This is a genomic window from Arthrobacter alkaliphilus, assembly GCF_021483235.1.
In the GTDB taxonomy this organism is placed as follows: Bacteria; Actinomycetota; Actinomycetes; order Actinomycetales; family Micrococcaceae; genus Arthrobacter; species Arthrobacter alkaliphilus.
On record NZ_JAKEEC010000018.1, the window covers coordinates 66,414 to 89,339 of the forward strand.

Sequence of the window (22,926 nt, forward strand, 5' to 3'; positions counted from 1 at the left end):
CTAGAAGATCTGGCGGATGTTGGTCTTCGCGAGGTCGATGAGCTGGTCACCGCGGCCTGAGAGGACCGTCCGGATCGCGTAGAGCGTGAAGCCCTTGACTTGCGCTGCACTGACCGCCGGCGGAATGGACAGTTCCTGCCGGGCCGTGCGGACATCGATCAGGGCCGGACCGTCGTGCGCGAAAGCTTCGGCCAGTCCCGCCTTCAGTCCGGACGAGTCGTCCACCCGGATGCCGCGGATGCCCAGCGCCTCTGCCAGCTTGGCGAAATCCGGATTTTCGAGTCCGGTGCCGAAATTGACGAATCCGGCGGCCTTCATTTCGAGCTCCACAAAGTTCAGCGACGAGTTGTTGAAGACCACCGCTTTGACGGGGAGTTTGTTTTGCACCAGGGTGATCAACTCTCCGAGAAGCATGGTCAGGCCGCCGTCTCCGGCGAGTGCCACCACTTGCCGCCCGGGGTAAGCGGCCGCCGCGCCGATACCGTGCGACAACGCAGTTGCCATGGTTCCGTGGTTGAACGAGCCGAGCAGCCGGCGTCGGCCGTTCATGCCCAGGTACCGGGCCGCCCACACGGTGGGGGACCCGACGTCGCACGTGAAAACCGCATCGGGGGCGGCCAACTCATCCACGAGCCTGCCCACGAACTGCGGGTGGATCGGCTGGCCGTCCTTGGCCGGAGATGCCAGGTCATCGAGTTTGGCGCGCGACTTGGCGTAGTGCTTGAGGGAAGTACTCAGGTGTGTCCGCTTCGACTTGCGCTCGATCAAGGGCAGGAGCGAGGCTGCCGTGTCCTTGACGGTGCCCACAAGGCCAAGATCGATCCGGGCCCGCCGGCCGAGTTGCTCGCCCCTGATGTCCACTTGGATGATCTTTGCGTCCTCCGGAAAGAACTGCTGGTACGGAAAATCAGTGCCCAGCATCAGCAATGCCTCGCAGCTCTCCATCGCGCGATAGCCGGAGCTGAATCCCAAAAGTCCGGTCATGCCGACGTCGAAGGGGTTGTCGTATTCGATGTGCTCCTTGCCGCGCATCGCGTGGACGATCGGCGCGCCCAGCGCGTCCGCCAGGGCCATGACCTCGCCGTGCGCGCCGGCGGTGCCCGCACCGGCCAGGATGGTGACTTTGCCGGCGGCGTTGAGAATGTCCGCCGCTTCGGCGAGTTCCATGGGATTGGGCCTGATCTCCGGACGCGCGGCCCGGATCACGGCCGTCCGGTTGCTTTGCGCCTCCGCGAGGGCAACGTCGCCGGGAATGACGACGACGGCGACACCCCGTTTCTCGACGGCCGTCCGCATGGCGATTTCCAGGACCCGGGGCATCTGGGAAGGGTGCGCTACGTGCTCGACATACACGCTGCATTCCCGGAACAACTCCTGAGGATGCGTCTCCTGGAAGTACTGGCTGCCGATCTCTTCGCTGGGAATGTGCGCGGCGATGGCCAGCACGGGAACCCTGGACTTGTTGGCATCGTAGAGGCCGTTGATCAGGTGCAGGTTCCCGGGGCCGCATGACCCGGCGCACACCGCCAGTTCATCCGTGAGACCCGCTTCGGCTGCGGCGGCCAACGCCGCCGCTTCCTCGTGCCGGACGTGCACCCAGCGGATATCCTGTTCCTCCCTCAGCGCGTCCGTGAATCCGTTCAGCGAATCCCCGGGGATCCCGTAGACGCGCTGGACATTGTTGGCTTTGAGGGTGGCGACGATGTTCTTGGCGACGGTGTTCCTGGCGGCGGACATGGACTGTTCCTTTCGACGGGAGGCAGTGCAGACACTGCCTACGCTACTCCGGAACAGTCAGTGGCGCCCCGGTGCCCGACGCCGGGAACCGGATGGCCGGCGCCGCCGCTCTACCGGAGGGGCGGCGCCGCGGCGCTACCGGTACGTCCTGACGAACGGGCGGTTGCTAGGCACGATCTGCTTGCCCAGCGGCATGAGCGATACCGGGATGAGCTTGAGGTTTGCTATAGCCAGCGGGATCCCGACAATCGTGATCGCCATGGCGAAGGCCGTGACGACGTGACCGATTGCAATCCAAATCCCCGCAACCAGCAACCAGATGACGTTGCCGATCAGCGGGAAGACGCCCCCGCCGCGGGGTTTCTCGATGATGGTCCGGCCAAACGGCCAGAGCGTATACGAGGCGATCCGGAAAGAGGCGATACCCCACGGAATGGTGACGATCAGCAAGCAGCAGACAATTCCGGCCGTGAAATAGCCCAGGGCCAGAACGAACCCGCCGAAGACGAGCCAGATGATGTTGAGCAGCGTTTTCATAGTTTCAATTCTGCTCCCTTGTTTGCGTCCAGAACCGCTGAGAGATCGAACTTCACGGGTTCCTCGAGCTGCTCATAGGTGCACGACGCCGGATCCCGGTCCGGCCGCCACCGAACGAACTGCGTTGTGTGCCTGAACCGCTCCCCTTCCATATGGTCGTAAGCCACCTCGACAACGCGCTCCGGCCTCAGGGGCGTGAACGACAGGTCCTTCCCGGCGCTCCAGCGGCTGCCTTCGGCGTTCCGGGGTGTCCGGCTGCCTTCCTCCTGCCCGGCCCACGCCCAGGGGTGCCCTTCGAACCCCGTCACCAGCGGTTGGAGCTCCTGGAAGAGCTCCTTGCGCCGCTGCATCGAGAAGGATCCCACCACGCCCACGTTGGAAAGCCGGCCGCCGTCGTCGTAAAGCCCCAACAGAAGGGACCCGATGACGTCTCCCCCGGTCTTGTGAACCCGGTAACCGGCCACCACGCAGTCGGCGGTCCGTTGATGCTTGATCTTGAACATCACGCGCTTGTCCGGCTGGTAAGTGCCATCCAGCGGCTTGGCGAGCAGTCCATCCAGGCCCGCGCCTTCGAACTGGTTGAACCACTGTTCCGCCGTTGCCTTGTCCCGGGTAGCCGCGGTGAGGTGGATGGGAGCGGCGGCGTCGGCGAGGGCCTGCTCGAGCGCCGCCCGCCGCTCGGCGAAAGGCCTTCCCGTGAAGTCCTCATCGCCAAGGGCGAGCAGATCGAACGCCACGAATTTCGCCGGGGTCTGCTCGGACAGCAGCTTGACCCTGCTGGCGGCGGGGTGGATGCGTTGCTGGAGGGCATCGAAGTCCAAACGGTCGCCGGAGCGGCCGACCAGGACGATCTCGCCATCGAGGACGCAGCGTTCCGGAAGGTTCGCCTTCAACGCCTCGACAAGCTCCGGGAAGTACCGGTTCATGGGCTTCTCGTTGCGGCTGCCGATTTCGACGTCGTCACCGTCACGGAAAACGATGGAGCGGAAACCATCCCATTTGGGCTCGTAGCTCATGGCGCCGTCCGGGATGGCGCCAACCGCCTTGGCAAGCATGGGCGCGACAGGGGGCATGACTGGCAGCTGCATGAAGCCATTCTTGCCCCGGTTGCGGGAACGCGCTACCTATTCAGTTGCATAAGTGGATAACGGACTACTTACAGTTGGCGCTCAGCCACGTGGTGACCGGAGCCATCGCCCTTTCGAACTTGCCGCTCGAGTACACGGTCTGGTCTTTCAAACCGGCGATAGCAGTGTCCTTGAGGTTGGTGAAATCAGCCTTGAGGGCATCCGGAACGCGGTCGGCCGTGTCGGCGAGCTCGGCCTTGTATTGCTCCAGCTCGGCGGTTTTCCCTTGCGCCGCCGACATCGGCAACAACGAAGCTCCCGTCGCTTCCTTGGATACGGTGGAGCACAATTCGGCTGCCGAGGCGAAGCCCCCGAACGGCCCCGATGACGGAGTTGCGCTTGCGGATGCGGATGCGGAGCCGCCCGCGGAGGAGGGCGACGGCGTGCCCGCCGCGGCGGAGCCCCCTCCCTGCGTGGAGCAACCGGACAGCGCCAGTGCGGCGAAGAGAGCGGCTGTCAGGTATCGGAAAGGGCTGTTACGAGGCTTGGAAATTTTCAAAAGGTCGCATTCTGCTTGGTCGTCTGCCCGAAGCCGTCCGGTCTCCAAGGCAATGGCATTCTGTCCCCGCCGTGGAGTGTAGCCCGGATGGGCACCGGCCTTCCAAGTTGACTTCGGGCCCCTTTTTTGGAACCGCGCCCCTATTCCCGTGTCCTATTCCCGCGCCAGCAAGGTGTCCAGTTTGGTGAACGAGGTGCCCCATCCCTCCCTCGTCATTTCCACCCATTCGTCCGAGTCGAACGGGCCCTGGGTGAGATGAAGCCGCGTGCGGCCCCCATCCAGCACCTCAAACTCAAGGCGCATCTCCAGCAAAAGCATGGTCCCGGCGTCGGGCTCTGCCTTTTGGGTGGCCACCAGCAGGGCGGGCGGGTCGTACGCCGTGATGACCGCGTCGATCGGTGACTCCTTGGTGACCCCGTCCTCGTCCCAGGTCATGACGAGCTGCCAGGCGCCGCCCACCCTGGGGTCCACCGTTATCCGCTCGCGCGGCGAGTCCACTCCCACCGGGCCGAACCATGCCGCGAGCTGATCGGGGTCCACGAAGGCGTCGAAGACGAGCTCGCGGGGAGCGTCGAAATCGCGGGTCATGGTGAGGATGTGCTGTTCCGTGTTCATTGCTTGACTCCTGGATCCTGTGAATCGTGCTGAATCTTGCGTAGGTGGGCGTCGAGGCGGACAAAACTGGCGTCCCAGAAGCGCCTGTACCTGTCCATCCATTCGGTGGCTTCGCGCAGTGGTTCCGCTTCCAACTTGGAAGACCTCCATTGCGCGTTCCGGCTCCGGCTGATCAGCCCTGCGTTTTCCAGGACCTTGAGATGCCGTGAGACGGCGGGAAGGCTGATGTCGAACGGTTCAGCAAGCTCGTTCACGGTGGCCTCACCCTCCGAAAGACGGGCCAAAATGGCCCTGCGGGTGGGGTCGGCAAGCGCCGAGAAAATGAGACTGAGCCGATCTGTGGACATTGCTGGCGCCTTTGTTTAGCCTTTCAGTATTTAACATCCTGTCTAATTAACCGATGCGTAAAATATCCAACTTGGCGTGGCGGCTGTCAAGAGTTTCTTGCGACGCCCGCTCACATCCCGGGCCAAAAACCCCAACCCCCGGCCACATCCCGGGCCAAAACGGCCAACGCCCGGCCACATCCCGGGCCAAAACGGCCAACGCCCGGCCACATCCAGGGCCAAAACGGCCAACGCCCGGTCACATCCCGGGCCAAAGCCCGCAACGCCCGGTCACATCAGGGGGCAAAAGGACCGACGCCCGCTCTCATCCCGTGACCGGGCGTCCCGTCAAACAGCGACAAACGTGACCGGGCGTCCCGTCAAACAGCGACAGACGTGGCCGGGCGTCCCGTCAAACGGCGACAAACGTGACCGACCGTCAGGATGGAGGGTTAGGCCTTTGCGGATCGGACGAAGGCGCCCACGAGGTCCAGGTCCTTCACTCCGCGGGACGACTCCACTCCGCTGGACACATCCACTCCCCACGCGCCGGCCTCAGCAGCCGCGGTCCCGACGTTGGACGGGGTCAATCCTCCGGCCAACAACCACGGGCGCGTACCCAGCCCAAGCCTCCGCACTGAGGAATAGTCCCACACCTCACCCGAGCCCGGGATGGCGGCGTCGATGAGGAGAAGGTCCTCGCCCCACTCTTCGAACTCGTCCGGAGCGGAAACCATGGTGACGGCCCGGATGAGCCGCATGCCGGCGTCGTGCACGGTTTTTACGTCTTCCTGCGAGCGGGTGCCGTGCAGCTGGATCCATTCAAGCCCCGCTTCACGCGCGGTCGCGACGGCTTCGGGGGCTGCTTCGTGGCGGAAGACGCCGACGGCGGCAATGCCTTCCGGTACATGTTCCAGCAAATCCCGGGCGCGGCCGGGCGATACCTCGCGCGGACTCTTCGTCAGCACGAAACCCACGGCATCCGCGCCGGACTCGACGGCGGCCCGAACGGATTCCGGCGTGCTCAAGCCGCACACTTTGACGAACATTCCGGGGCCTCCAACCGTTTACCTCCCTACGACGTTAGCAAGCGCTTACGGGATTGTTGAACCGCACCAAGGTTGCACCGATGTTACGCGCGCGTGCAGCCGGCCGGCGATGGGCTCGGGCTAGGCTGGACCGCATGGAGATCATCCGCTTTGCCGAGCTCAAACCCGAACCGTGGCGCAATGGAGGCGGCGTGACCCGCGAAATCGCCAGGCACCCCAAGGCGGGGTCGGGCCAGGACGCAGCATGGGACTGGCGGGTCAGCATCGCCGACGTCGGATCGGCAGGCGATTTCTCGACGTTCCCCGGCATGGAGCGCGTCATCACAGTGATCGATGGCGAATTGCTGCTGCTCACCGTGGACGGCGAAGAGCACCCCTTGGAAAAGTATCGGCCGTTCCGGTTTTCCGGCGAGGCGGCTTCGGCCAGCGCACTCCCCACAGGCGACATCCGGGACCTCAACGTGATTGCCCGGGCCGGCGAGTTCAAGGGCTATACGTCCATCATCGAGCTCTCCAAGAAGCGCGCACACCCCGTGTTCGAAGGCCAGTTGGCGGTCCTTCTGGAGGGCAAGGCTTCTGTGAGTCCCGGCGCGGAGCCTGCGGAACCGGCTGCGTCTGCGGACGGCTCGGAGGGCGGAACCGGCGTCGGGCAAGCCGAGTTGGCGCGCTATGACGCGGTAGTAGGTTCCGATACTCGCAGTCCGGAAATCCTGGGCCGTGGATTACTCGCCGTCATTTCCATCGACCGCGTGGAGCATGCGCACCCCTAGGTCCAAGCACTGGACATCATGCCGATATGGCCGTTCGCTGAGCCGAAGACTGGACATGTCCCTTGGTGAGGCTCGCCACCAAAGCTGGCAGCCCGGCGTCGGCCTTTGCTAGCCTCTAAACAAGGCCCGCACAGGGACCTCCGGACGACGGTTCAGTACCCGGCACGCGACAAGACTGGCCAAAGGATCCGTCATGTCGTGGTTAATCCTCATTCTTTCCGGTGCGCTCGAGGCCGTCTGGGCCGCAGCCCTCCACCGCTCCAGAGGCTTCCGTAAGCCGGTGCCGTCCGCGGTCTTCCTCGTCGCCGTCATCGCGAGTACCGCCGGCCTGGCCTTCGCGATGCAATCCATTCCGACCGGAACCGCGTATGCGGTGTGGGTGGGAGTCGGGGTTGTCCTCACGGCGGCTTACGCGATGGTCACCAAAGTTGAGCGCCCGACGGCGGCCCGCCTGCTCCTACTCGCCGGGATCGGTGTGTGCGTGGTTGGCTTGAAGGTGGTGGCGTAGCCATGACCGCCAAGTTCGCGTGGGCCGTACTCGTTACCTCCGCTACCCTCGAAGCCGTCTGGGCGACGGCCCTCGGGCTGTCCGATGGCTTCAGCCAAGCCTTGCCCACCGTGGTCTTCGCCGTGACGGCATGCCTCAGCATGATCGGCCTCGGCGTCGCAGTAAAACGGATTCCCCTGGGCACGGCCTACGCCGTCTGGGTCGGAATCGGCGCTGCGCTGACGGTCGGCTGGGCGATGGCTACCGGCGTCGAACCGGCCAACCCGCTCAAGCTGCTGTTCATCGCGGGAATCGTGGGTTGCGCGGCCGGGTTGAAGGCCCTGCCCGCGGAGAAGGCTGGGCTTTGAGTAAGACACCGGAATACTCCCCCGCTCCGAGGAGTTGCCAGCAAGTGACTAACCCCTCGGCGAAGGAGCACCATGAGCCCGGAAAGCAAGAACGTACAGCTCGGCGACGGCCTGACCGTAAGCCCCCTCGGTTTCGGCGGGATGGCGCTGACTCCCGTGTACGGCGAGGTGGATCCCGCCGAATCCCTCAAGACGCTGCACCACGCCGTTGATGCCGGCATCAGTTTCATCGACACGGCGGACATTTACGGCGCCGGCGACAACGAGGAACTGATCGCAAAGCTGCTGAAGGACCGCCGCGACGAGGTCCAACTGGCCACGAAGTTCGGCATCGTGGGCAATCCCCGCGACGGTTACACCGATGTCCGCGGAGACTCCGCGTACGTTGCCCAGGCGGCGGATGCGAGCCTCCGCCGCTTGGGCACCGACGTGATCGACCTCTACTACATGCACCGCCGTGACCTCCGCGTTCCGATTGTGGAAACCGTGGAGGCCATGGCGGAGCTTGTCCGGGCGGGCAAGGTCCGTCACCTCGGACTGTCGGAGGTGACAGCCGAGGAGCTGCGGGAAGCCAACGCCGTCCACCCGATAGCCGCCGTGCAAAGCGAGTGGTCGATCTGGAGCCGGGACGTTGAACGCAACGTCGTCCCGACCGCGGCGGAGCTCGGTGTCGGCTTCGTTCCCTATTCGCCGCTTGGCCGAGGCTTCCTCACCGGAACGGTCAGCGCCGATCAGCTCGGCAAGGACGATTTCCGCCACCGCATCCCCCGTTTTGCGGACGGCGCACTCGACGCCAACCAGGCCGTCGTCGCCGCGGTGCGTGCCGTGGCCGCCGAGCTATCCGAGAGCACCGGCCGGAATGCAACTCCCGCGCAGGTCGCCCTCACCTGGCTATTCGCCCGAGGCCGGCGCCTCCAGCTCAGCGTGGTCCCGATCCCCGGCACGCGGAAGGCGCACCGGATCGACGAGAACCTGGGCGCCCTCTCGCTCGAGTTGAGTGCCGCCCAATTGGACGTGCTCGACGGCGCCGCGGACGCCGTCGTCGGCTCACGGTCCGCGGATCCCACCTGGGTTTCGCAGGGCCGCGAATAGCCGGTGAGGCGCAGGCCGTTTCCGTAGAGTGGACGAATGGACTCACTCATTCATTCACTGCGTGACATCACCATTCGGCGAATCTCGGTCAGCGAGATGAACAACAAGGTTTACCTGCTCACCGCCAAGGCAAGCGGCGCACAGTTGCTGATCGACGCCGCGGACGACCTTCCGGCCATCCAGGCAATGCTTGCGGAGTCGGCCGCCGACACGTCGGCCACTCCGAAGCTGGCACTCATCGCCACGACCCATCAGCATTGGGACCACGTCCGCGCGCTTCCCGGGTTGGTGGAGGCTACGGGTGCGAAGACCTCGGCCGGGGCGGACGACGCCGATGCGCTGCCCGTGCCCGTGGACGTGCAGCTGCACCATGGCGATGTGGGGAACTTCGACGGTTTCGACATCACCGCGGTGCACTTGCGCGGCCATACTCCGGGTTCGATTGCCTTCGTGTACCAGGACCCGGATGGGCCCGCGCACATTTTCAGCGGCGACTCGCTGTTTCCCGGCGGGGTGGGCAATACGCAGGGTGATTCCGCACGTTTCACCTCGCTCTTGGACGACGTGACGGAACGACTCTTCGAGGCCTATCCGGACGACACCGTGGTGCATCCCGGCCACGGCGATCCCACCACGCTCGGTGCGGAGCGGCCCCATCTCGCGGAATGGCGCGAGCGCGGCTGGTAATGCCGTTGCCCACGCGGAGCATGTCCACTCTTTGAGGCCACCGATGGACATGCTCAGTGCTCGTCCAACCCCCACCGCGGAGCATGTCCAGCCTGCGTGGCGAGGAGTGGACATATTCGGATTATGTCCACTCCTTGTTGCCCACGTTGAGCATGTCCGGGGGTGAACCCGCGGGGAACCTGGCCTAGCTGCTAGCTAGCGGCCGCGGCGCTCGTTCGACGCCGGGGCCGAGGCACGGCGCGGACCGCTGCGGGCCGGACGACCGGAACCCGACTTGCCCGAGCCGGAGCCATACGAGCCGCCGGAAGTTCCGCCCGTGTTCGAGGACCACACGGCCTTGTTGCCGCTGCTGTTGCCGCTGCGCATGGACGTTGCGGATTCCGAGCGCGGAGCCGACGCCGAGCGGTTGCCTGCGGCCGCACGCTGGCCGGTTGCCGGACGGCCGCTGCGACCACCCTGTCCACCTTGTCCACGCGCACCAGGAACGTCGTTGCGGTGACCCGAGCCTGCGTTGCCGCGTCCACGTGAGCTGCGGGCGACGTCGTCGTTCGCTGCTGCGCGACGCTCGGCACGGTTGATATCGGTGCGCACGGGCTCGGCCGAGACCTTGCCACGTCCGCCGCGGCCACCACGGCCACCCGCTGTGGGTGCAGCCTGGCCGGAACGACGGGCCCGCTTGCGCTGGGCGTTGGCACCGTTGGAGGTGCCGCCACCCTGCTGCGGAGCCTTGGCAGCCAGAAGCGCCGCGCGGGTGCGTGGATCGACCTTGTCGGCAACCTCGCCCACCAGCTCGGCGACCAACGGCGATGACGCCGTGACGCGCTCGAACGTGACGTCGACGCCGGCGGCCTTCATGAGCTTCTTGACGTCGGACTGCTGCTCGGGGAGCGTGAGGGTGACCACGGTTCCGTCGGACCCGGCGCGGGCCGTACGTCCGGAGCGGTGGAGGTAGGCCTTGTGCTCTGTGGGCGGATCGACGTGGATGACCAGCTCGACGTCGTCGACGTGCACACCGCGGGCGGCGACGTCGGTGGCAACCAGCACGCGCACCTCACCACTGGAGAACTCGGCGAGATTGCGGTCGCGGGCGTTCTGCGACAGGTTGCCGTGGAGGTCGACGGCGGGGATGCCGCAGTCGGTCAGGGTCTTGGCGAGCTTGCGGGCGTGGTGCTTGGTCCGCATGAAGAGGACGCGGCGGCCCGCGCCGGAGGCCAGCTCAACGATCAGCTGCTTCTTGACGGTCTGGTCGTTGACCACCAGGACATGGTGTTCCATGGTGGTGACCGCCGCCTGGGGGTCGTCCACCGAGTGGGTCAGCGGGTTGGACAGGTAACGGTTGACCAGCTTGTCAACACCGTTGTCCAACGTCGCGGAGAAGAGCAGGCGCTGGCCCTGGGAAGGGGTCATGTCCATGAGCTTCTTGACCACCGGGAGGAAGCCGAGGTCTGCCATGTGGTCGGCTTCGTCGAGCACCGTGACCTCGACCGCTTCGAGGGTCAGGATCCGCTGGCGGATCAGGTCCTCGAGGCGGCCGGGGCAGGCAATGACGATGTCCACGCCGGCGCGCAGCGCCTTTTCCTGGCGGGCCTGGGAGATGCCGCCGTAGATGACCGTGGTGTTCAGGCCCATCGCCTTGGCCATCGGTTCGATCGTGGCGTTGATCTGGGTGGCGAGCTCGCGGGTGGGCGCGAGGACCAGCCCCATGGGGCGGCCGGGCTTGCGGAAGTAGGCGGCTTCACGCTCTGCCAGGCGTGCCACGAGCGGAATGGCGAATGCGATGGTCTTGCCGGACCCGGTGCGGCCCCGGCCCAGGACGTCGCGGCCCGCGAGCGTATCGGGAAGGGTCTTGACCTGGATGGGGAAGGCTTCTTCGATGCCATCCGCGGCGAGGGACTCGACAATGGCCTTGGGCGTACCAAGGGCAGCAAAAGTAGTCATGTAGTTCATGTCTTTCGGGCGGTGTCCTGTTCGGACAACGGCCCCCGACGCCGGTTGGGCCAGGGGTTCGCCGAGGAAAAGTCAGGTGGTCTACCAGACGGCGGACAATGCCGTGGCCGGGACCAAATAGAACGCGTTCATCGACGCAGGATGTGCCTCTCACATGAAAAAGGCCCACCTCCCACATTTGGCACCGGGCCAAATTCGGGAACTAAGCGGGCATCACTGCACATCAAGTACCTCTATTCTAGCATCCGCGGACAGCGCGACTTTCCACGCGGCAACTTCACACGTCGGTCTGGTGTAGCGCGGGCGTTGCCCCGCCGGGCCTCTCAAGGCACGCTTGAGCCATGACGCACCAGCACGAAAAAGAAGCCCACCCGCACAGCGACCCCGGCCACGACGCCGACCCTGCGCAATACTGGGACGGGGTCTACCGCGAAAAGGCGAAGAGGTGGAGCGGAAATCCCAATCCGCAGCTGATCGAGGAAGCCAAGGGACTAGTCCCGGGCACCGCCCTGGACCTCGGCTGCGGGGAGGGCGCGGACGCCATCTGGCTCGCCCGGCATGGCTGGACCGTAACCGCGGTGGACGTCTCCGCCGTCGCGCTTGAACGGGCTGAGACCCATGCCGCCGAGCTCGGGCTACAGGGGCGGATCATCTGGCTGCGACGGGACTTCGGCCCGTGGCATCCCGAAGGGGGCTTCGATCTGGTGTCCTCCCAATTCCTGCATTCTCCCCTTGTTACGTGGCGCGATTCCCTGGCCGCGGCCGCGGCGGCCGTGGCTCCTGGCGGCACTTTGCTGGTGGTCGGGCATCATCCGGATGGCCTGCCTCCGTGGAGCGGGCATAAGGACATGAAGGACAAATTCTTCACTCCCGAGGACCTGGTCGAGTCGCTCACAAGCGGCCCGGGTTCATGGCGGATCAACGTTGCCGATTCGCGGGAACGGGAGGTTACCGGCCCGGATGGCCAGCACGCCACCACCATCGACAGCGTGCTCCGGGCCACCCGCACAGCCGAGGCCCACACGTCCGAGTCGCAGCCTTACTAGGCCGGCACGTCGTCTGCCTCCGCGGCGGGGTGCGCCTCGGCGTCACCCGCACGGTCAGCACCCGGAGTCCGCAGGACCGCAACCCGCGGCGCGATGATGAGTCCGACGACGGCGATCGCCGACGTCAGTACGAACACCCCCGCGAAGGAGCCCGCCGTCGTCGTCAAAGCGCTGAAGACGAGACCAGTCACGGCGAGCGAGAGGGCGCCGCCGAGGGAATCGGAGATGGACATTGCGGAACTGTTGAAGCCCTGATCTTCGGGCTGGGAAAGCGCAAGGGTCATGACACTCAGCCGCGGGTACATCAGCCCCATCCCGGAGCCGGCAAATAGCCAGCCGCCAATCGCCACGGCGGCGGGCCACGCAAACAGCGTGGTCACGAGGACGGTTACCACCGAACCGAGCACCAGCCCGGCCCCGATCTTGACCGCAAGGGCGTTGCCAAGCCGGGAACCCATGCGGCCCTGCACGGCGGACGCCGCCGCCCAGGCGATCGCTGATCCGGTCAGCGCGAGGCCGGCAAATGCCGGGGAGAACGAGTACCGCTCCGTGAGAAGGTACGGCACGTAAACCTCGGTACCGAAGAACGCTGCGGAGGCAGCTCCGCGCATGAGGATGACGCTCGGCAATCCGCGGTGCGCGCCGAGCGTGCCGCGCGGAACCAACGGCCGCACTGCCAGCATGGCGATGACGAGCGCGACGGCGGCCATCACCCAGCCGACGCCGGGCACCTGTCCGGAGAGGTTCAGGCCGAGCACCGCAAGGGCCGCGAGCGCGGCCCACCCCATGCGGCCGTATGCCCAGGGAACCTCTGCGCTTTCAGGCGTGGACTGCACACCCCGCATGGCGGGGAGGATCATCGCCAAAGCCGGAACGACGAGGCCGAGGACGCCGAGGAAAACCCAATGCCAGCTGCTCAACTGGGCGACCACACCGGCGGCGAAGGGACCGATCATCGAGGGAATGACCCAGGACGCCGAGAAGGCGGCAAATACTTGGGCATGCAGGCGGGCCGGGTAGACCCGGGCGATCACCACATACAACGCAACGGTCATCCCGCCTATGCCCAGGCCTTGCACGAGCCTGCCGGCCACGAGCATCGGCATGGAACCGGCGGTACCGGCGATGAGCAGCCCGGCCGCGAGCAGCGCCACGGACGTGTACAGCGGGGCGGCAGGCCCGCGCCGGTCGGCCCAGTTCCCCGCGGCCACCATGCCGATCACGCTTGTGGCGAGCGGCCCCGCGAACGCCAACGCATAGAGACCGGCACCGCCCAGGTCGCGGCTCACGAGCGGCATGATGGTGGTGACGGCCATGGACTCGAAAGCTGCCAGGAAGACCAACGCACAGGCACCAGCGGTCGCCAAGAGATAGGGGCGTTGCAGGATGCCGGCCGTTGCGTCGTGGCTTGTCATCATCCCAGCCTAGAAGGGCGGGCGAGTTCGGGGCCAGCTTGAAAATCAATTCAAATGATTAACACTTTTCTAAAATTAACTCTGGGCAAACAATTTACTAAATAGCTAACTCTCGGTTGTTTCCCGTAATCATTTCGTGATGCACTTTTTGGCGTGAACTTCACAAGACGCAACTTCCTTTCAGTCGCCGGATCCGCCACGGCCGCGACGCTTGTCAGCGGCGCCACGGTGAGAACCGCCCCTGCCGCAACCGCACTCCCGCAGCCCGGTTCCTCAGGCATCGACCACATCATCGTGGTGATGATGGAAAACCGCTCGTTCGACCATTTCGTTGGATGGATGCCCGGTGCGGACGGAAAACAGGCCGGCCTGACGTACGTTGACCGTTACGGCATTCCGCATACGACCCATCACCTGATGGATTTCCAGGGGTGTGGACATCCGGACCCCGATCACTCCTACGAGGGCGGCCGGATCCAGTTCAACAACGGCAAGAACGATGGCTGGCTGCGCGCAGGCGAGAACGACGAATTCGCGGTCGGATACTACGACTCGAGCGACCTCGACTTCTGGCGCCAAGCGGGTCCCGACTGGACTGTTTGCGACCGCTATTTCGCAGCCACCATGGCCGAAACGTATCCGAACCGCTTCTACCAGCACTCCGCGGCCACCGACAGGCTCCATAACTCGACCGTCACCAGCACCTTGCCCACGATCTGGGACCGCCTGGCGGCTGCCGGAGTGCAAGGAAAGTACTACTACGGCGACATTCCCTTCACCGCCCTCTGGGGAACCAAGTACCTTCCAATCTCCAGGCCTTACTCGGAGTTCCTCAGCGATTGCAGCTCCGGCAAACTCCCGTCGGTGTCCTTCGTGGATCCCCGCTTCATGGATGAGTCGAGCGGAACCTCCGGCGACGACCACCCCCACGCCGACGTCCGATCGGGTGAGCTGTTCCTGGCCGAGGTCTACAACGCCGTGACCAAGAGCCCGAACTGGGCAAACACCATGCTGGTGGTCAACTACGACGAGTGGGGCGGGTTCTACGACCACGTGCCACCGGGAACGGCGCCGGACAGCAACCCGGAGACCGCCCAGCGCGGCTTCCGCGTCCCCTCGTTGGTCATTTCTCCGCGGGCCCGCAGGCGTTACGTCGCACACGACACCTACGACCACACCTCGGTCTTGAAGGCCATCGAATGGCGCTGGGGGCTCCAGGCCCTGACGCCCCGGGACAGCGCCGCCCGGAACATCGCCGAAGTACTCGACTTCCAGTCAGCGCCCAATTTGGCCGCTCCCGCATACCTCGTGCCGCCTTATGTTGCCGGGCCGCCGTGCTCCCCGGTGGGTCCACCGGCGGAGGAAGAATGGGACGGCTTGAAACAGAAAGCTCTTGCAGACGGGTGGATCCTGCCATGACATTCAAGACCTTTAGCATCACAAAGGTGCGGCTCGGATTGGCTGCGCTGATGGTGGTCCTGCTGGGCGCCTGCTGCATCGCCTTCGGAATGCAGCAGACGCAGGCACAAGCGAGCCAACCCCAGACCGTCCAGAGCACCGGATATCTCCCGGGAGCCAAGCACGTATTCGTGATCAACCTGGAAAACAAGGGCTACGACACCACCTGGGGGCCGGGCTCTGCGGCACCGTACCTTTCCACCACGCTGCGCAACCAAGGCGTCCTCCTGAACCAGTACTTCGGCACGGCGCACAATTCGCAGCCGAACTACGTGGCCCAGATTTCGGGGCAGGGCCCCAACCCGCAGATGCAGGCGGATTGCCAGACGTATTCCCCGTTCGTGAAGACCGGCACCGCAACTCCCGGCCAGGCGGTCGGGGATGGCTGCGTGTTTCCCGCCGATGTCCCCACGGTGGCCGGCCAATTGACGGCAGCCGGGAAGACCTGGAAGGGCTACATGGAGGACATGGGCACGCCGTGCCGCCACCCGGCCCTCGGCGCACCCGATGACACCCAGAAGGCGAAGGTCGGCGACCAGTACGCAGCCCGCCACAACCCCTTTGTCTACTTCGCGGGAATCACCGGATCACCGGACTGTGCCAAGAACAATGTGGACCTCGGCGCCCTGAAAACCGATCTCGCGTCGGTCTCCACGACGCCCAACCTGTCCATGATCACGCCCAATCTCTGCCATGACGGACACGACTCCCCCTGCGTGGACGGACAGCCCGGCGGACTGGCCAGCGCGGATGCATGGCTGAAGCAGTACGTTCCGATGATTACCTCGTCTCCGGCGTTCCGTCAGGACGGTGTCCTGGTGATCACCTTTGACGAATCCGACAGCCCCCAGTCGGACGCCTCGGCCTGCTGCGGCGAAGGTCCCGGACCCAACTCTCCGCTTCCCGGGATCGTTGGACAGGGTGGCGGCCGGGTGGGCGCTTTGGTCCTCTCCCCCTTCACCAAGGGCGGCACCTGGTCCACCACGCCGTACAACCACTACAGCCTGCTGGCCAGCATCGAAGACACCTTCGGTCTTCCGTACCTCGGTTACGCGGGCACCCCTGGGCTGAACCGCTTCGGTCTCGACGTCTACAACGCCGGGCTCTAGCCCGACGGCCTGACCGGCACGACGGCCTGACCCGCACGGCGGGTCAGGCCGTCGTCGGCACTTCGATCGCGGGGATCAACCCGCCCGCGGCGGTGGGCACCACGGCGCCGGTGGCCGTCGAGTCCGGGTTCAGCATCCAGCCGACCCGCTTGGCCGTGCTGAGCATCACGACGCTTTCGACGAGTTCGATCCTTGGGATGCGTTGCTGGATGGCGAGTTCTATCTCCATGACCTCGCCCAGCGAACGCAACCACATGATGATCGCAAAGTTGGTGCTCCCGGTGGTGGAGGCCGTGAACCTGATATTCCTGATGGCCCGCAACTCGGCGGCCGCGGCCTCATGTTGCCCCGCCGGAACATTTGCGAACCATTGGCACGTGATCGGGTAGCCGGAAAACTGCTGGGCTATCTCGCAGCGGAATGACAGCAGCCGGCTCGCGAGCACCCTGCCGAGTTGCCGCTGCACGGTGGCGGGATGCCGCCCCAGGGCACGCGCGATCTCCGCGGCGGATGCCCGTCCGTCCCGGGCGAGGAAGGGAAGCAGGGCCAGATGGCTCTCCGGCAGCGGCGGCACGATCGCGTTGGGGGCGGACGGATTAGCGGCTTCGGGGCCTGCCAGCGCGCGGAGGGCCTGCTGCTCCGCCCGGCTCAGGACGTGGAGCCGCCACGCATAGCCGCCTGTGTGGATCCGGGTACAGAGCGATGTCCTGTACTTGATGAGCCCCGGGATCTCCTTGAGCTGGGGCAATAGCCGGCTGCTGAATTCCCCCAGGTCCTGGGTGATCACGGTCAGCATGAGATCCCGGTTGCTGGCGGCTTCCTCAACCGTGATGATCTCCGGGATCGCTGCCAGCGCGGCCGTGACCTCAGGCCTGAGGTGCATTTCGCAGTCCACGTCCAGCAGTGCCAGGCAGGCGTTCTTGGGATCGCCCATGAGGTGCGCCGTGGTCCAAGCGGCTCCGGATGCGCGCAGGCGGTCCCAGCGGGAGGCCAAGGTGGTGGCATGGACTCCCAGGACCTCCGCCGCGTCGGACCAACTGATCCGCGGCGCGATCTGCAGGGCATTGATTAGCCGCAGGTCCTCTTCACTGAGTTCCATTGGCAATCCTCCCCTTTCCTCGCGGAGCAGTGCGTGATTCCTGTTAATTCTGTCATGCCCGTGAATTTTTTCAGGGCTTTGGAAGATTGTGAGGCGAGTCACTCCACAATGGCTATGGATACCTCACAATCGTTCAGGAAACAGGAGAATCAATGTCCATTGCCGCAGACGCCAAAGAGATGCAGGCAGAAATCGCCCGGTTCCGTCACGAGCTCCACCAAGAACCGGAAATCGGCCTGGACCTCCCGCGCACCCAGGAAAAGGTGCTCAAGGCGCTCGACGGACTCCCCTTCGAGATCACCCTTGGCGAGAGCACGACGTCGGTCACCGCCGTCCTGCGTGGAGGCGCCCCTGGCGCGTCCCCCGAGAAGCCTGTGGTGCTGTTGCGCGCGGACATGGACGGCCTTCCCGTCCAGGAGCGCACCGGCGTCGAGTTCTCCTCGAAGCTCGACGGCGCCATGCACGCGTGCGGCCACGACCTGCACACCTCAATGCTCGCCGGAGCGGCCACCCTGCTGGCGGAACGCCGGCATCAGCTGGCAGGGGACGTGGTCCTCATGTTCCAGCCGGGCGAAGAAGGATTCGACGGCGCCGGCCACATGATCCGTGAAGGCGTCCTCGATGCCGCCGGTCGCCGCGCCGACGCCGCCTACGGCATGCACGTCTTTTCCTCCCTGGAACCGTATGGCCAGTTCTGCACCAAGCCGGGCGTCATGATGAGCGCTTCGGACGGGCTCTACGTCACGGTCCTGGGCGCCGGCGGACACGGTTCGGCCCCCCACGCGGCCAAGGACCCCGTCACGGCGGCCGCCGAAATGGTGACGGCCTTGCAGGTCATGATCACGCGCCAGTTCAACATGTTCGACCCCGTGGTCCTGACGGTGGGCCTGCTGCAGGCCGGCACCAAGCGCAATGTGATCCCCGAATCCGCACGGTTCGAAGCCACCATCCGCACCTTCTCCGAAGCCTCGCGGGAGAAGATGATGAGCGCCATTCCACAGCTCCTCAAGGGGATCGCCTCCGCGCACGGCGTGGAAGTCGACGTCGACTACCGGGGTGAATACCCCATGACCGTCACCGACGAGGACGAAACCCACACCGCCGAAAACGTCATCTCGGGCATGTTCGGCGATTCCCGGCTTTCCCGCTGGGCCACCCCGATAAGCGGCTCGGAGGACTTCTCCCGCGTTTTGGCCGAAGTGCCGGGAACTTTCGTGGGGCTCAGCGCCGTACCGCGCGGCGTGGACCACGCCACCTCACCGTTCAACCACTCCCCCTACGCCACGTTCGACGACGGCGTCCTCTCCGACGGTGCGGCGCTCTACGCAGAACTCGCAGTGTCCCGCATCGCCACCCTCGCCGCTGGCAACTAACCACCACCCCCACACCATGGAGCCACACATGACCGCCACCGTTGGCACTTCAGCCACAGTCCAGGTTCACAAGTCGCACCTGCGGACCCTCATCGGCACCGGCATCGGTAACGCCGTCGAATGGTACGACTGGGCCATCTACGCCACCTTCTCGCCCTTCATTGCGAGCGCACTGTTCAGCAGCGCAGACCCCACGTCCGCGGTCCTTTCCACTTTGGCGATCTTCGCCGTCGGATTCGTGGCCCGCCCGTTCGGCGGCTTCGTCTTCGGCTGGATCGGCGACAGGATCGGCCGCAAGACATCGATGACCATTGCCGTCGGCCTCGCGGCCCTCGGCAGCCTGCTGATCGGGATCGCCCCGACCTTCCAGGCTGTTGGAGCCCTCGCCTCCGTGATGCTCCTGGTGGCCCGCCTCGTCCAGGGCCTCGCCCATGGCGGTGAGCTGCCGTCGTCGCAAACCTACCTGTCCGAAATGGCGCCGAAGGAGAAGCGGGGCTTCTGGGCGACGCTCATCTACACCTCCGGCACCGCCGGCATCCTCGCCGGGACCCTGCTGGGCGCCATTCTGACCGGAGTGCTGAGCAAGGCCGACATGAACGCCTGGGGCTGGCGCGTGCCGTTCCTGATTGGCGGCGCCCTCGGCGTCTACGCCCTGGTCATGCGGGCCAAGATGAAGGAAACCGAGGCGTTCGAAGCCGAGGCGCCGAAAGAAAAGCGCGAACCCATGTGGCCGCAGATCGTCAAGTACCGCAAGCAGGCCCTGCAGGTGATCGGGCTGACGGTTGGCCTCACCGTTGTCTACTACATCTGGGGTGTCGTGGCCCCGAGCTACGCTGCCACCACGCTCAAGATGGACCGCGGCGCAGCCCTGTGGGCCGGCGTCATCGGCAACATCGTTTTCATCGCGGCGCTGCCATTCTGGGGCAAGCTATCCGACCGGATCGGCCGCAAGCCCGTCATGATCATGAGCGCTGGCGGGGCGGCGTTGCTGCACTTCCCCATGACGTGGCTCCTGAAGGACTCCCCTTGGCAGCTGGCCGTTTCGATGTCCGTCACGTTGTTCTTCATCGCCGGCAGCGCCGCTATTGTCCCGGCAGTGTATGCCGAGTTGTTCCCGACCAAGATCCGCACCGTGGGTGTGGGCGTCCCGTACTCCATTTGCGTGGCAGTCTTCGGCGGGACGGCACCGTACCTGCAGACCTGGCTCGCCGGCATCGGGCAGGCCAACCTGTTCAACGTCTACGCCGTGATCCTGTTGGCCATCAGCATCGCGTTCACGTTCACGATCCCGGAAACCAAGGGCAAGGACCTGACGCACTGACCCTGCATCAGGCCGGCCGCTGGGACTCCCCTCTTTTCAGTCCCGACGACGGCGACCCCCGCTCAGTAGCGCGGGTCGCCGTCGTCGTTTGGATCCAAAACCGGGGAGTTCCAGCGGGCCCCCTTTACTTCCGGCTAACTTACATAGCGCTTCCGGCCGGCGCGGACGCCGAAGAAGGCTGCCAGGGACCCCACCACGACGAACAGGATGCCGGCAGCCGCAAAACCACCGGTCGCTTGGTGCAACTGGCCCACCATCAGCGTTCCCGTGGAACCCACGCCATAGCCGACGCCCTGCATCATTCCCGACAGGTGCGCCGCGGTGTGCGAATCGCGGGTCCGCAGCATGATCATCGTCAACGCGACAGCCGTGAGGCTCCCCTGGCCCAGGCCCAACAAACCGGTCCACACCCAGATAAGGTTCGTGGGCCCGAAAATGCTCAGGGCGAAGCCGCCGCCGGTCATGAGCGCCACCACGGCATTGATGACCCGCTGATCCTTGAAACGGGCCGCGAGCCCGGGCGCAATGAACGAACCGAGCATCTGCAGCACGATCGACACGGACACGATCAAGCCGGCCGTCCCGCCGTCGATACCGCGGTCACGCAGGATCGGCGCCAACCAGGCGAACACGCTGAAGGACATCATCGCCTGCAGCACCATGAAGATGGTGACCTGCCAGGCGACGGCGGAGCGCCAGACGTTCACTCCCCCGTCGCCGGAGTACTGGTGGACGGGATGCTGGCGGATTGCCTGCGGCAGGAAAAGCACAAGTACGACGGCGGCGGGCACCGCCCAGAACCAGAGCGCCGAGGTCCAGTGACCGGTGGCCGCGAAGACGGGGTACGTGAAACCGGCCCCGAGCGCCCCGGAGGCGCAAATCGCCGTCGTATACAGTCCGCCCATGAGTCCCAGCCGATGCGGGAAGTCGCGCTTGACGACGCCGGGCAGCAGCACGTTGCATAGCGCGATCGCGGCGCCGCACGCCGCGGTGCCGGCAAGAAGGGCCGGCACATGCCCGGCGCCGGCGAGGTCCACGGGACGGATCAGCAGGCCCGCTGTCAGCACGGCCATCGCGCCGAGCAACACCCTCTCGGCCCCGAAACGGCGGGCCAGGAGCGGCGCGAGCGGAGCGAAGACGCCCAATAAGGTCACGGGCACCGTGGTGAGCACAACCACCGCCCAGCCCGGCAGCCCGGCGTCGGCGGTTACTTCCGGAAGGACTGCCGAGAAGCTCGAGAAGACCGTCCGCAGGTTCAGGCCGATGAGCACCAGGGAGATCCCGAGGAAGACGAGTCCACGGCGCGACCTGGCCGGGGCAGGCCGGGCCGGTGGCTCGTTGATCTCGGCGTCGGTCTCGGGGACGGCGGAGCGCGGGGTGCTGTTCTTGGGGGTGCTTGAAGCGGGGGTCACCAACCCATTCTGGCAGCCCGCCGCGGACGTCCGGCACCGCGACGGTATTCTGGAAGAGATGAGTGAAACCCCAGATTCCCCTGAAACACCGCATTCTCCGCGCCCCGTGACCCCCGGCACCCAGGCCTCCTTCGGTACCTATGGTGGCCGGCCGGTCAGTTTTGTGCGCCGCGGAACGCGCCTTCAGGGCCGCCGCCAGGCAGCTTGGGAAGAGCACTCGGACCGCTGGGCCATCCAGGTTCCGAGGCATGTCGCCAACACGTCCGTGCACCCGGACTACGTGTTCGACGCCGAAGCGGAGTTCGGGCGCAAGGCACCGCTGATCGTCGAAATCGGTTCGGGACTTGGCGACGCCGTATGCCACGCGGCGGAACAGAACCCGGACCGGGACTTCCTCGCCGTAGAGGTCTACACCCCGGGCCTGGCCAACACCATGATCAAGATCAACAGCCGCGGACTCAGCAATGTACGTGTTGTGGAAGCCAACGCCCCCGAGGTCCTGGCCACCATGCTCCCTGCCGGTTCGGTGAGCGAGCTCTGGGTCTTCTTCCCAGACCCATGGCACAAATCCCGGCACCACAAACGCCGCCTCATCCAGCCTGAATTCGCAAAGCTTGCGGCTCGGGCGCTCAAGAAGGGCGGCTTGTGGCGGATCGCCACTGACTGGTCGAACTACGCCATCCACGTCCGCGAGGTGCTTGCCGGCTCCACCGAGTTTGAAAACCTGCACGCCGGCGAGCGGACCGGCGCGGAGAGTCCCCTCACCCAAGTCTGGGAATCCGGAGTTGAATCCATGGTGGGCGGAGCGCCCGTCAAGGAAGGCCGGGCACCGGTCAGCACCGAGCACACCGGCCCCAACGAGGGAGTGGACCACGTGGGCGGATGGGCTCCGCGGTTCGATGGCCGGATCCGCACCAGCTTCGAAAACAAGGCCCACGAAGCCGGACGCATGATCTTCGACCTGAGCTATCGCCGGATTTAGCTACCCGGTTGCGCCCTGTCCTTTGCGTGCCGCACAGGCACCCGATACCATGTGAGACGTGTCACCGAGAGGCGGCACATGCTTATGATCTGCGGCGGGAGAGCCCTGCCGGTACGTTTCAGCAGGCGCCGTAGGAGCAAATCCTCCCCAGGAATCTCTCAGGCCCATGTACCGCCGCGGCAAGGCAACTCTGGAAAGCAGCCCGGGCAACCGGACTCACCGACGGTGCAAGCGTCCAGCCACAAGGCAGGGGCGCGNTACCGCCGCGGCAAGGCAACTCTGGAAAGCAGCCCGGGCAACCGGACTCACCGACGGTGCAAGCGTCCAGCCACAAGGCAGGGGCGCGGAAACTCTCAGGTCCAATACAGAGCGGGGAGGAACCCGAATCATCGTGGTGCGTCCGCGCCACCTGAATTATGGAGTTCCTCATGACCCTGGCACCTGAAGGCCGTAAGCTGCTGCGCGTTGAA

Annotated in this window: 22 protein-coding genes and 3 riboswitches; of the genes, 11 read left to right on the forward strand and 11 right to left on the reverse strand. The window is 65.5% G+C overall.

What is annotated here, in order from left to right:
- The 7 genes from poxB to L0B83_RS13375 form a co-directional block, all read right to left on the reverse strand.
- A complete protein-coding gene (poxB, locus tag L0B83_RS13345; RefSeq protein WP_234758940.1) occupies window positions 1-1,737 on the reverse strand; it encodes a ubiquinone-dependent pyruvate dehydrogenase in 1,737 nt (578 codons plus the stop codon).
- Window positions 1,738-1,872: 135 nt separating this feature from the next.
- A complete protein-coding gene (locus L0B83_RS13350) occupies window positions 1,873-2,274 on the reverse strand; it encodes a YccF domain-containing protein (protein WP_234758941.1) in 402 nt (133 codons plus the stop codon).
- Window positions 2,271-3,362, reverse strand: coding sequence for an ATP-dependent DNA ligase (locus L0B83_RS13355; RefSeq protein WP_234758942.1), 1,092 nt, complete (start codon window positions 3,360-3,362; stop codon window positions 2,271-2,273). The genes L0B83_RS13350 and L0B83_RS13355 overlap by 4 nt, the downstream gene beginning before the upstream one ends.
- Before the next feature lie 64 nt (window positions 3,363-3,426).
- On the reverse strand, window positions 3,427-3,900 hold the full coding sequence (locus L0B83_RS13360) for a hypothetical protein (protein WP_234758943.1): 474 nt from the start codon (window positions 3,898-3,900) through the stop codon (window positions 3,427-3,429).
- Window positions 3,901-4,053: 153 nt separating this feature from the next.
- Window positions 4,054-4,515: an SRPBCC family protein gene (locus L0B83_RS13365; protein ID WP_234758944.1), complete on the reverse strand. Its 462-nt coding sequence runs from the start codon at window positions 4,513-4,515 to the stop codon at window positions 4,054-4,056.
- Window positions 4,512-4,862 carry an ArsR/SmtB family transcription factor gene (locus L0B83_RS13370; RefSeq protein WP_234758945.1) on the reverse strand — a complete coding sequence of 117 codons (351 nt, stop codon included), beginning with the start codon at window positions 4,860-4,862 and terminating at the stop codon, window positions 4,512-4,514. Before L0B83_RS13370 ends, L0B83_RS13365 begins: the two co-directional genes overlap by 4 nt.
- A gap of 431 nt (window positions 4,863-5,293) precedes the next feature.
- Complete coding sequence (locus tag L0B83_RS13375; protein WP_234758946.1) at window positions 5,294-5,890, reverse strand: phosphoribosylanthranilate isomerase; 597 nt, start codon at window positions 5,888-5,890, stop codon at window positions 5,294-5,296.
- Window positions 5,891-6,024: 134 nt separating this feature from the next.
- On the opposite strand from L0B83_RS13375, the gene L0B83_RS13380 reads away from it, so the two are divergent.
- The 5 genes from L0B83_RS13380 to L0B83_RS13400 all read left to right on the forward strand — a co-directional run bounded on the left by L0B83_RS13380 (window position 6,025) and on the right by L0B83_RS13400 (window position 9,294).
- Window positions 6,025-6,660: a HutD/Ves family protein gene (locus L0B83_RS13380; protein WP_234758947.1), complete on the forward strand. Its 636-nt coding sequence runs from the start codon at window positions 6,025-6,027 to the stop codon at window positions 6,658-6,660.
- Window positions 6,661-6,778: 118 nt separating this feature from the next.
- Window positions 6,779-6,844, forward strand: a riboswitch (guanidine-III (ykkC-III) riboswitch).
- A gap of 9 nt (window positions 6,845-6,853) precedes the next feature.
- Entirely contained in the window at window positions 6,854-7,168 is a 315-nt protein-coding gene (locus tag L0B83_RS13385; RefSeq protein ID WP_234758948.1) for a DMT family transporter, read from the forward strand.
- Between the two features lie 2 nt (window positions 7,169-7,170).
- On the forward strand, window positions 7,171-7,515 hold the full coding sequence (locus L0B83_RS13390; RefSeq protein WP_234758949.1) for a DMT family transporter: 345 nt from the start codon (window positions 7,171-7,173) through the stop codon (window positions 7,513-7,515).
- A 72-nt stretch (window positions 7,516-7,587) separates the two neighbouring features.
- Window positions 7,588-8,607, forward strand: a complete 1,020-nt coding sequence (locus tag L0B83_RS13395; protein WP_234758950.1) for an aldo/keto reductase — start codon at window positions 7,588-7,590, stop codon at window positions 8,605-8,607.
- A 36-nt stretch (window positions 8,608-8,643) separates the two neighbouring features.
- A complete protein-coding gene (locus L0B83_RS13400; RefSeq protein ID WP_234758951.1) occupies window positions 8,644-9,294 on the forward strand; it encodes an MBL fold metallo-hydrolase in 651 nt (216 codons plus the stop codon).
- Window positions 9,295-9,489: 195 nt separating this feature from the next.
- Here the strand turns inward: L0B83_RS13400 and L0B83_RS13405 are convergent, their stop codons facing one another.
- The gene (locus tag L0B83_RS13405; RefSeq protein ID WP_234758952.1) at window positions 9,490-11,232 is read right to left on the reverse strand and encodes a DEAD/DEAH box helicase; all 1,743 of its coding nucleotides are present in this window, start codon (window positions 11,230-11,232) and stop codon (window positions 9,490-9,492) included.
- 350 nt (window positions 11,233-11,582) lie between these two features.
- Between L0B83_RS13405 and L0B83_RS13410 the strand changes: the two genes are divergently transcribed.
- Window positions 11,583-12,287: an SAM-dependent methyltransferase gene (locus L0B83_RS13410; RefSeq protein WP_234758953.1), complete on the forward strand. Its 705-nt coding sequence runs from the start codon at window positions 11,583-11,585 to the stop codon at window positions 12,285-12,287.
- On the opposite strand, the gene L0B83_RS13415 is transcribed toward L0B83_RS13410, so the two are convergent.
- Window positions 12,284-13,702 (reverse strand): MFS transporter, encoded by a 1,419-nt coding sequence (locus L0B83_RS13415; protein ID WP_234758954.1) that lies wholly within the window; start codon window positions 13,700-13,702, stop codon window positions 12,284-12,286. The genes L0B83_RS13410 and L0B83_RS13415 overlap by 4 nt on opposite strands.
- Window positions 13,703-13,855: 153 nt before the next feature.
- Here L0B83_RS13415 and L0B83_RS13420 point away from each other — a divergent pair, with 153 nt between their 5' ends.
- Window positions 13,856-15,121 (forward strand): alkaline phosphatase family protein, encoded by a 1,266-nt coding sequence (locus L0B83_RS13420; RefSeq protein ID WP_234758955.1) that lies wholly within the window; start codon window positions 13,856-13,858, stop codon window positions 15,119-15,121.
- Window positions 15,118-16,269, forward strand: a complete 1,152-nt coding sequence (locus L0B83_RS13425) for an alkaline phosphatase family protein (protein WP_234758956.1) — start codon at window positions 15,118-15,120, stop codon at window positions 16,267-16,269. Before L0B83_RS13420 ends, L0B83_RS13425 begins: the two co-directional genes overlap by 4 nt.
- A gap of 43 nt (window positions 16,270-16,312) precedes the next feature.
- Here L0B83_RS13425 and L0B83_RS13430 read toward each other — a convergent pair whose 3' ends face one another.
- Window positions 16,313-17,368 carry an Lrp/AsnC family transcriptional regulator gene (locus L0B83_RS13430; RefSeq protein WP_234758957.1) on the reverse strand — a complete coding sequence of 352 codons (1,056 nt, stop codon included), beginning with the start codon at window positions 17,366-17,368 and terminating at the stop codon, window positions 16,313-16,315.
- Window positions 17,369-17,520: 152 nt separating this feature from the next.
- On the opposite strand from L0B83_RS13430, the gene L0B83_RS13435 reads away from it, so the two are divergent.
- On the forward strand, window positions 17,521-18,741 hold the full coding sequence (locus L0B83_RS13435) for a M20 metallopeptidase family protein (RefSeq protein WP_234758958.1): 1,221 nt from the start codon (window positions 17,521-17,523) through the stop codon (window positions 18,739-18,741).
- Between the two features lie 28 nt (window positions 18,742-18,769).
- Window positions 18,770-20,062 carry an MFS transporter gene (locus L0B83_RS13440; protein WP_234758959.1) on the forward strand — a complete coding sequence of 431 codons (1,293 nt, stop codon included), beginning with the start codon at window positions 18,770-18,772 and terminating at the stop codon, window positions 20,060-20,062.
- Window positions 20,063-20,196: 134 nt separating this feature from the next.
- Here L0B83_RS13440 and L0B83_RS13445 read toward each other — a convergent pair whose 3' ends face one another.
- Window positions 20,197-21,474 (reverse strand): MFS transporter, encoded by a 1,278-nt coding sequence (locus L0B83_RS13445; RefSeq protein ID WP_234758960.1) that lies wholly within the window; start codon window positions 21,472-21,474, stop codon window positions 20,197-20,199.
- A gap of 58 nt (window positions 21,475-21,532) precedes the next feature.
- On the opposite strand from L0B83_RS13445, the gene trmB reads away from it, so the two are divergent.
- Window positions 21,533-22,456 carry a tRNA (guanosine(46)-N7)-methyltransferase TrmB gene (trmB, locus tag L0B83_RS13450; protein WP_234758961.1) on the forward strand — a complete coding sequence of 308 codons (924 nt, stop codon included), beginning with the start codon at window positions 21,533-21,535 and terminating at the stop codon, window positions 22,454-22,456.
- 85 nt (window positions 22,457-22,541) lie between these two features.
- Window positions 22,542-22,640, forward strand: a riboswitch (glycine riboswitch).
- Between the two features lie 85 nt (window positions 22,641-22,725).
- A riboswitch (glycine riboswitch) is annotated at window positions 22,726-22,834 on the forward strand.
- Window positions 22,835-22,926: the final 92 nt, after the last annotated feature.

Coding starts and splice junctions, on each gene's coding strand:
- L0B83_RS13425 (WP_234758956.1), top strand. CDS start 15,118: ATGACATTCAAGACCTTTAGCATCACAAAGGTGCGGCTCGGATTGGCT.
- L0B83_RS13405 (WP_234758952.1), bottom strand. CDS start 11,232: ATGACTACTTTTGCTGCCCTTGGTACGCCCAAGGCCATTGTCGAGTCC.
- L0B83_RS13410 (WP_234758953.1), top strand. CDS start 11,583: ATGACGCACCAGCACGAAAAAGAAGCCCACCCGCACAGCGACCCCGGC.
- L0B83_RS13430 (WP_234758957.1), bottom strand. CDS start 17,368: ATGGAACTCAGTGAAGAGGACCTGCGGCTAATCAATGCCCTGCAGATC.
- L0B83_RS13385 (WP_234758948.1), top strand. CDS start 6,854: ATGTCGTGGTTAATCCTCATTCTTTCCGGTGCGCTCGAGGCCGTCTGG.
- L0B83_RS13370 (WP_234758945.1), bottom strand. CDS start 4,862: ATGTCCACAGATCGGCTCAGTCTCATTTTCTCGGCGCTTGCCGACCCC.
- L0B83_RS13375 (WP_234758946.1), bottom strand. CDS start 5,890: ATGTTCGTCAAAGTGTGCGGCTTGAGCACGCCGGAATCCGTTCGGGCC.
- L0B83_RS13365 (WP_234758944.1), bottom strand. CDS start 4,515: ATGAACACGGAACAGCACATCCTCACCATGACCCGCGATTTCGACGCT.
- L0B83_RS13380 (WP_234758947.1), top strand. CDS start 6,025: ATGGAGATCATCCGCTTTGCCGAGCTCAAACCCGAACCGTGGCGCAAT.
- L0B83_RS13415 (WP_234758954.1), bottom strand. CDS start 13,702: ATGACAAGCCACGACGCAACGGCCGGCATCCTGCAACGCCCCTATCTC.
- L0B83_RS13350 (WP_234758941.1), bottom strand. CDS start 2,274: ATGAAAACGCTGCTCAACATCATCTGGCTCGTCTTCGGCGGGTTCGTT.
- L0B83_RS13435 (WP_234758958.1), top strand. CDS start 17,521: ATGTCCATTGCCGCAGACGCCAAAGAGATGCAGGCAGAAATCGCCCGG.
- trmB (WP_234758961.1), top strand. CDS start 21,533: ATGAGTGAAACCCCAGATTCCCCTGAAACACCGCATTCTCCGCGCCCC.
- L0B83_RS13355 (WP_234758942.1), bottom strand. CDS start 3,362: ATGCAGCTGCCAGTCATGCCCCCTGTCGCGCCCATGCTTGCCAAGGCG.
- L0B83_RS13390 (WP_234758949.1), top strand. CDS start 7,171: ATGACCGCCAAGTTCGCGTGGGCCGTACTCGTTACCTCCGCTACCCTC.
- L0B83_RS13395 (WP_234758950.1), top strand. CDS start 7,588: ATGAGCCCGGAAAGCAAGAACGTACAGCTCGGCGACGGCCTGACCGTA.
- poxB (WP_234758940.1), bottom strand. CDS start 1,737: ATGTCCGCCGCCAGGAACACCGTCGCCAAGAACATCGTCGCCACCCTC.
- L0B83_RS13440 (WP_234758959.1), top strand. CDS start 18,770: ATGACCGCCACCGTTGGCACTTCAGCCACAGTCCAGGTTCACAAGTCG.
- L0B83_RS13400 (WP_234758951.1), top strand. CDS start 8,644: ATGGACTCACTCATTCATTCACTGCGTGACATCACCATTCGGCGAATC.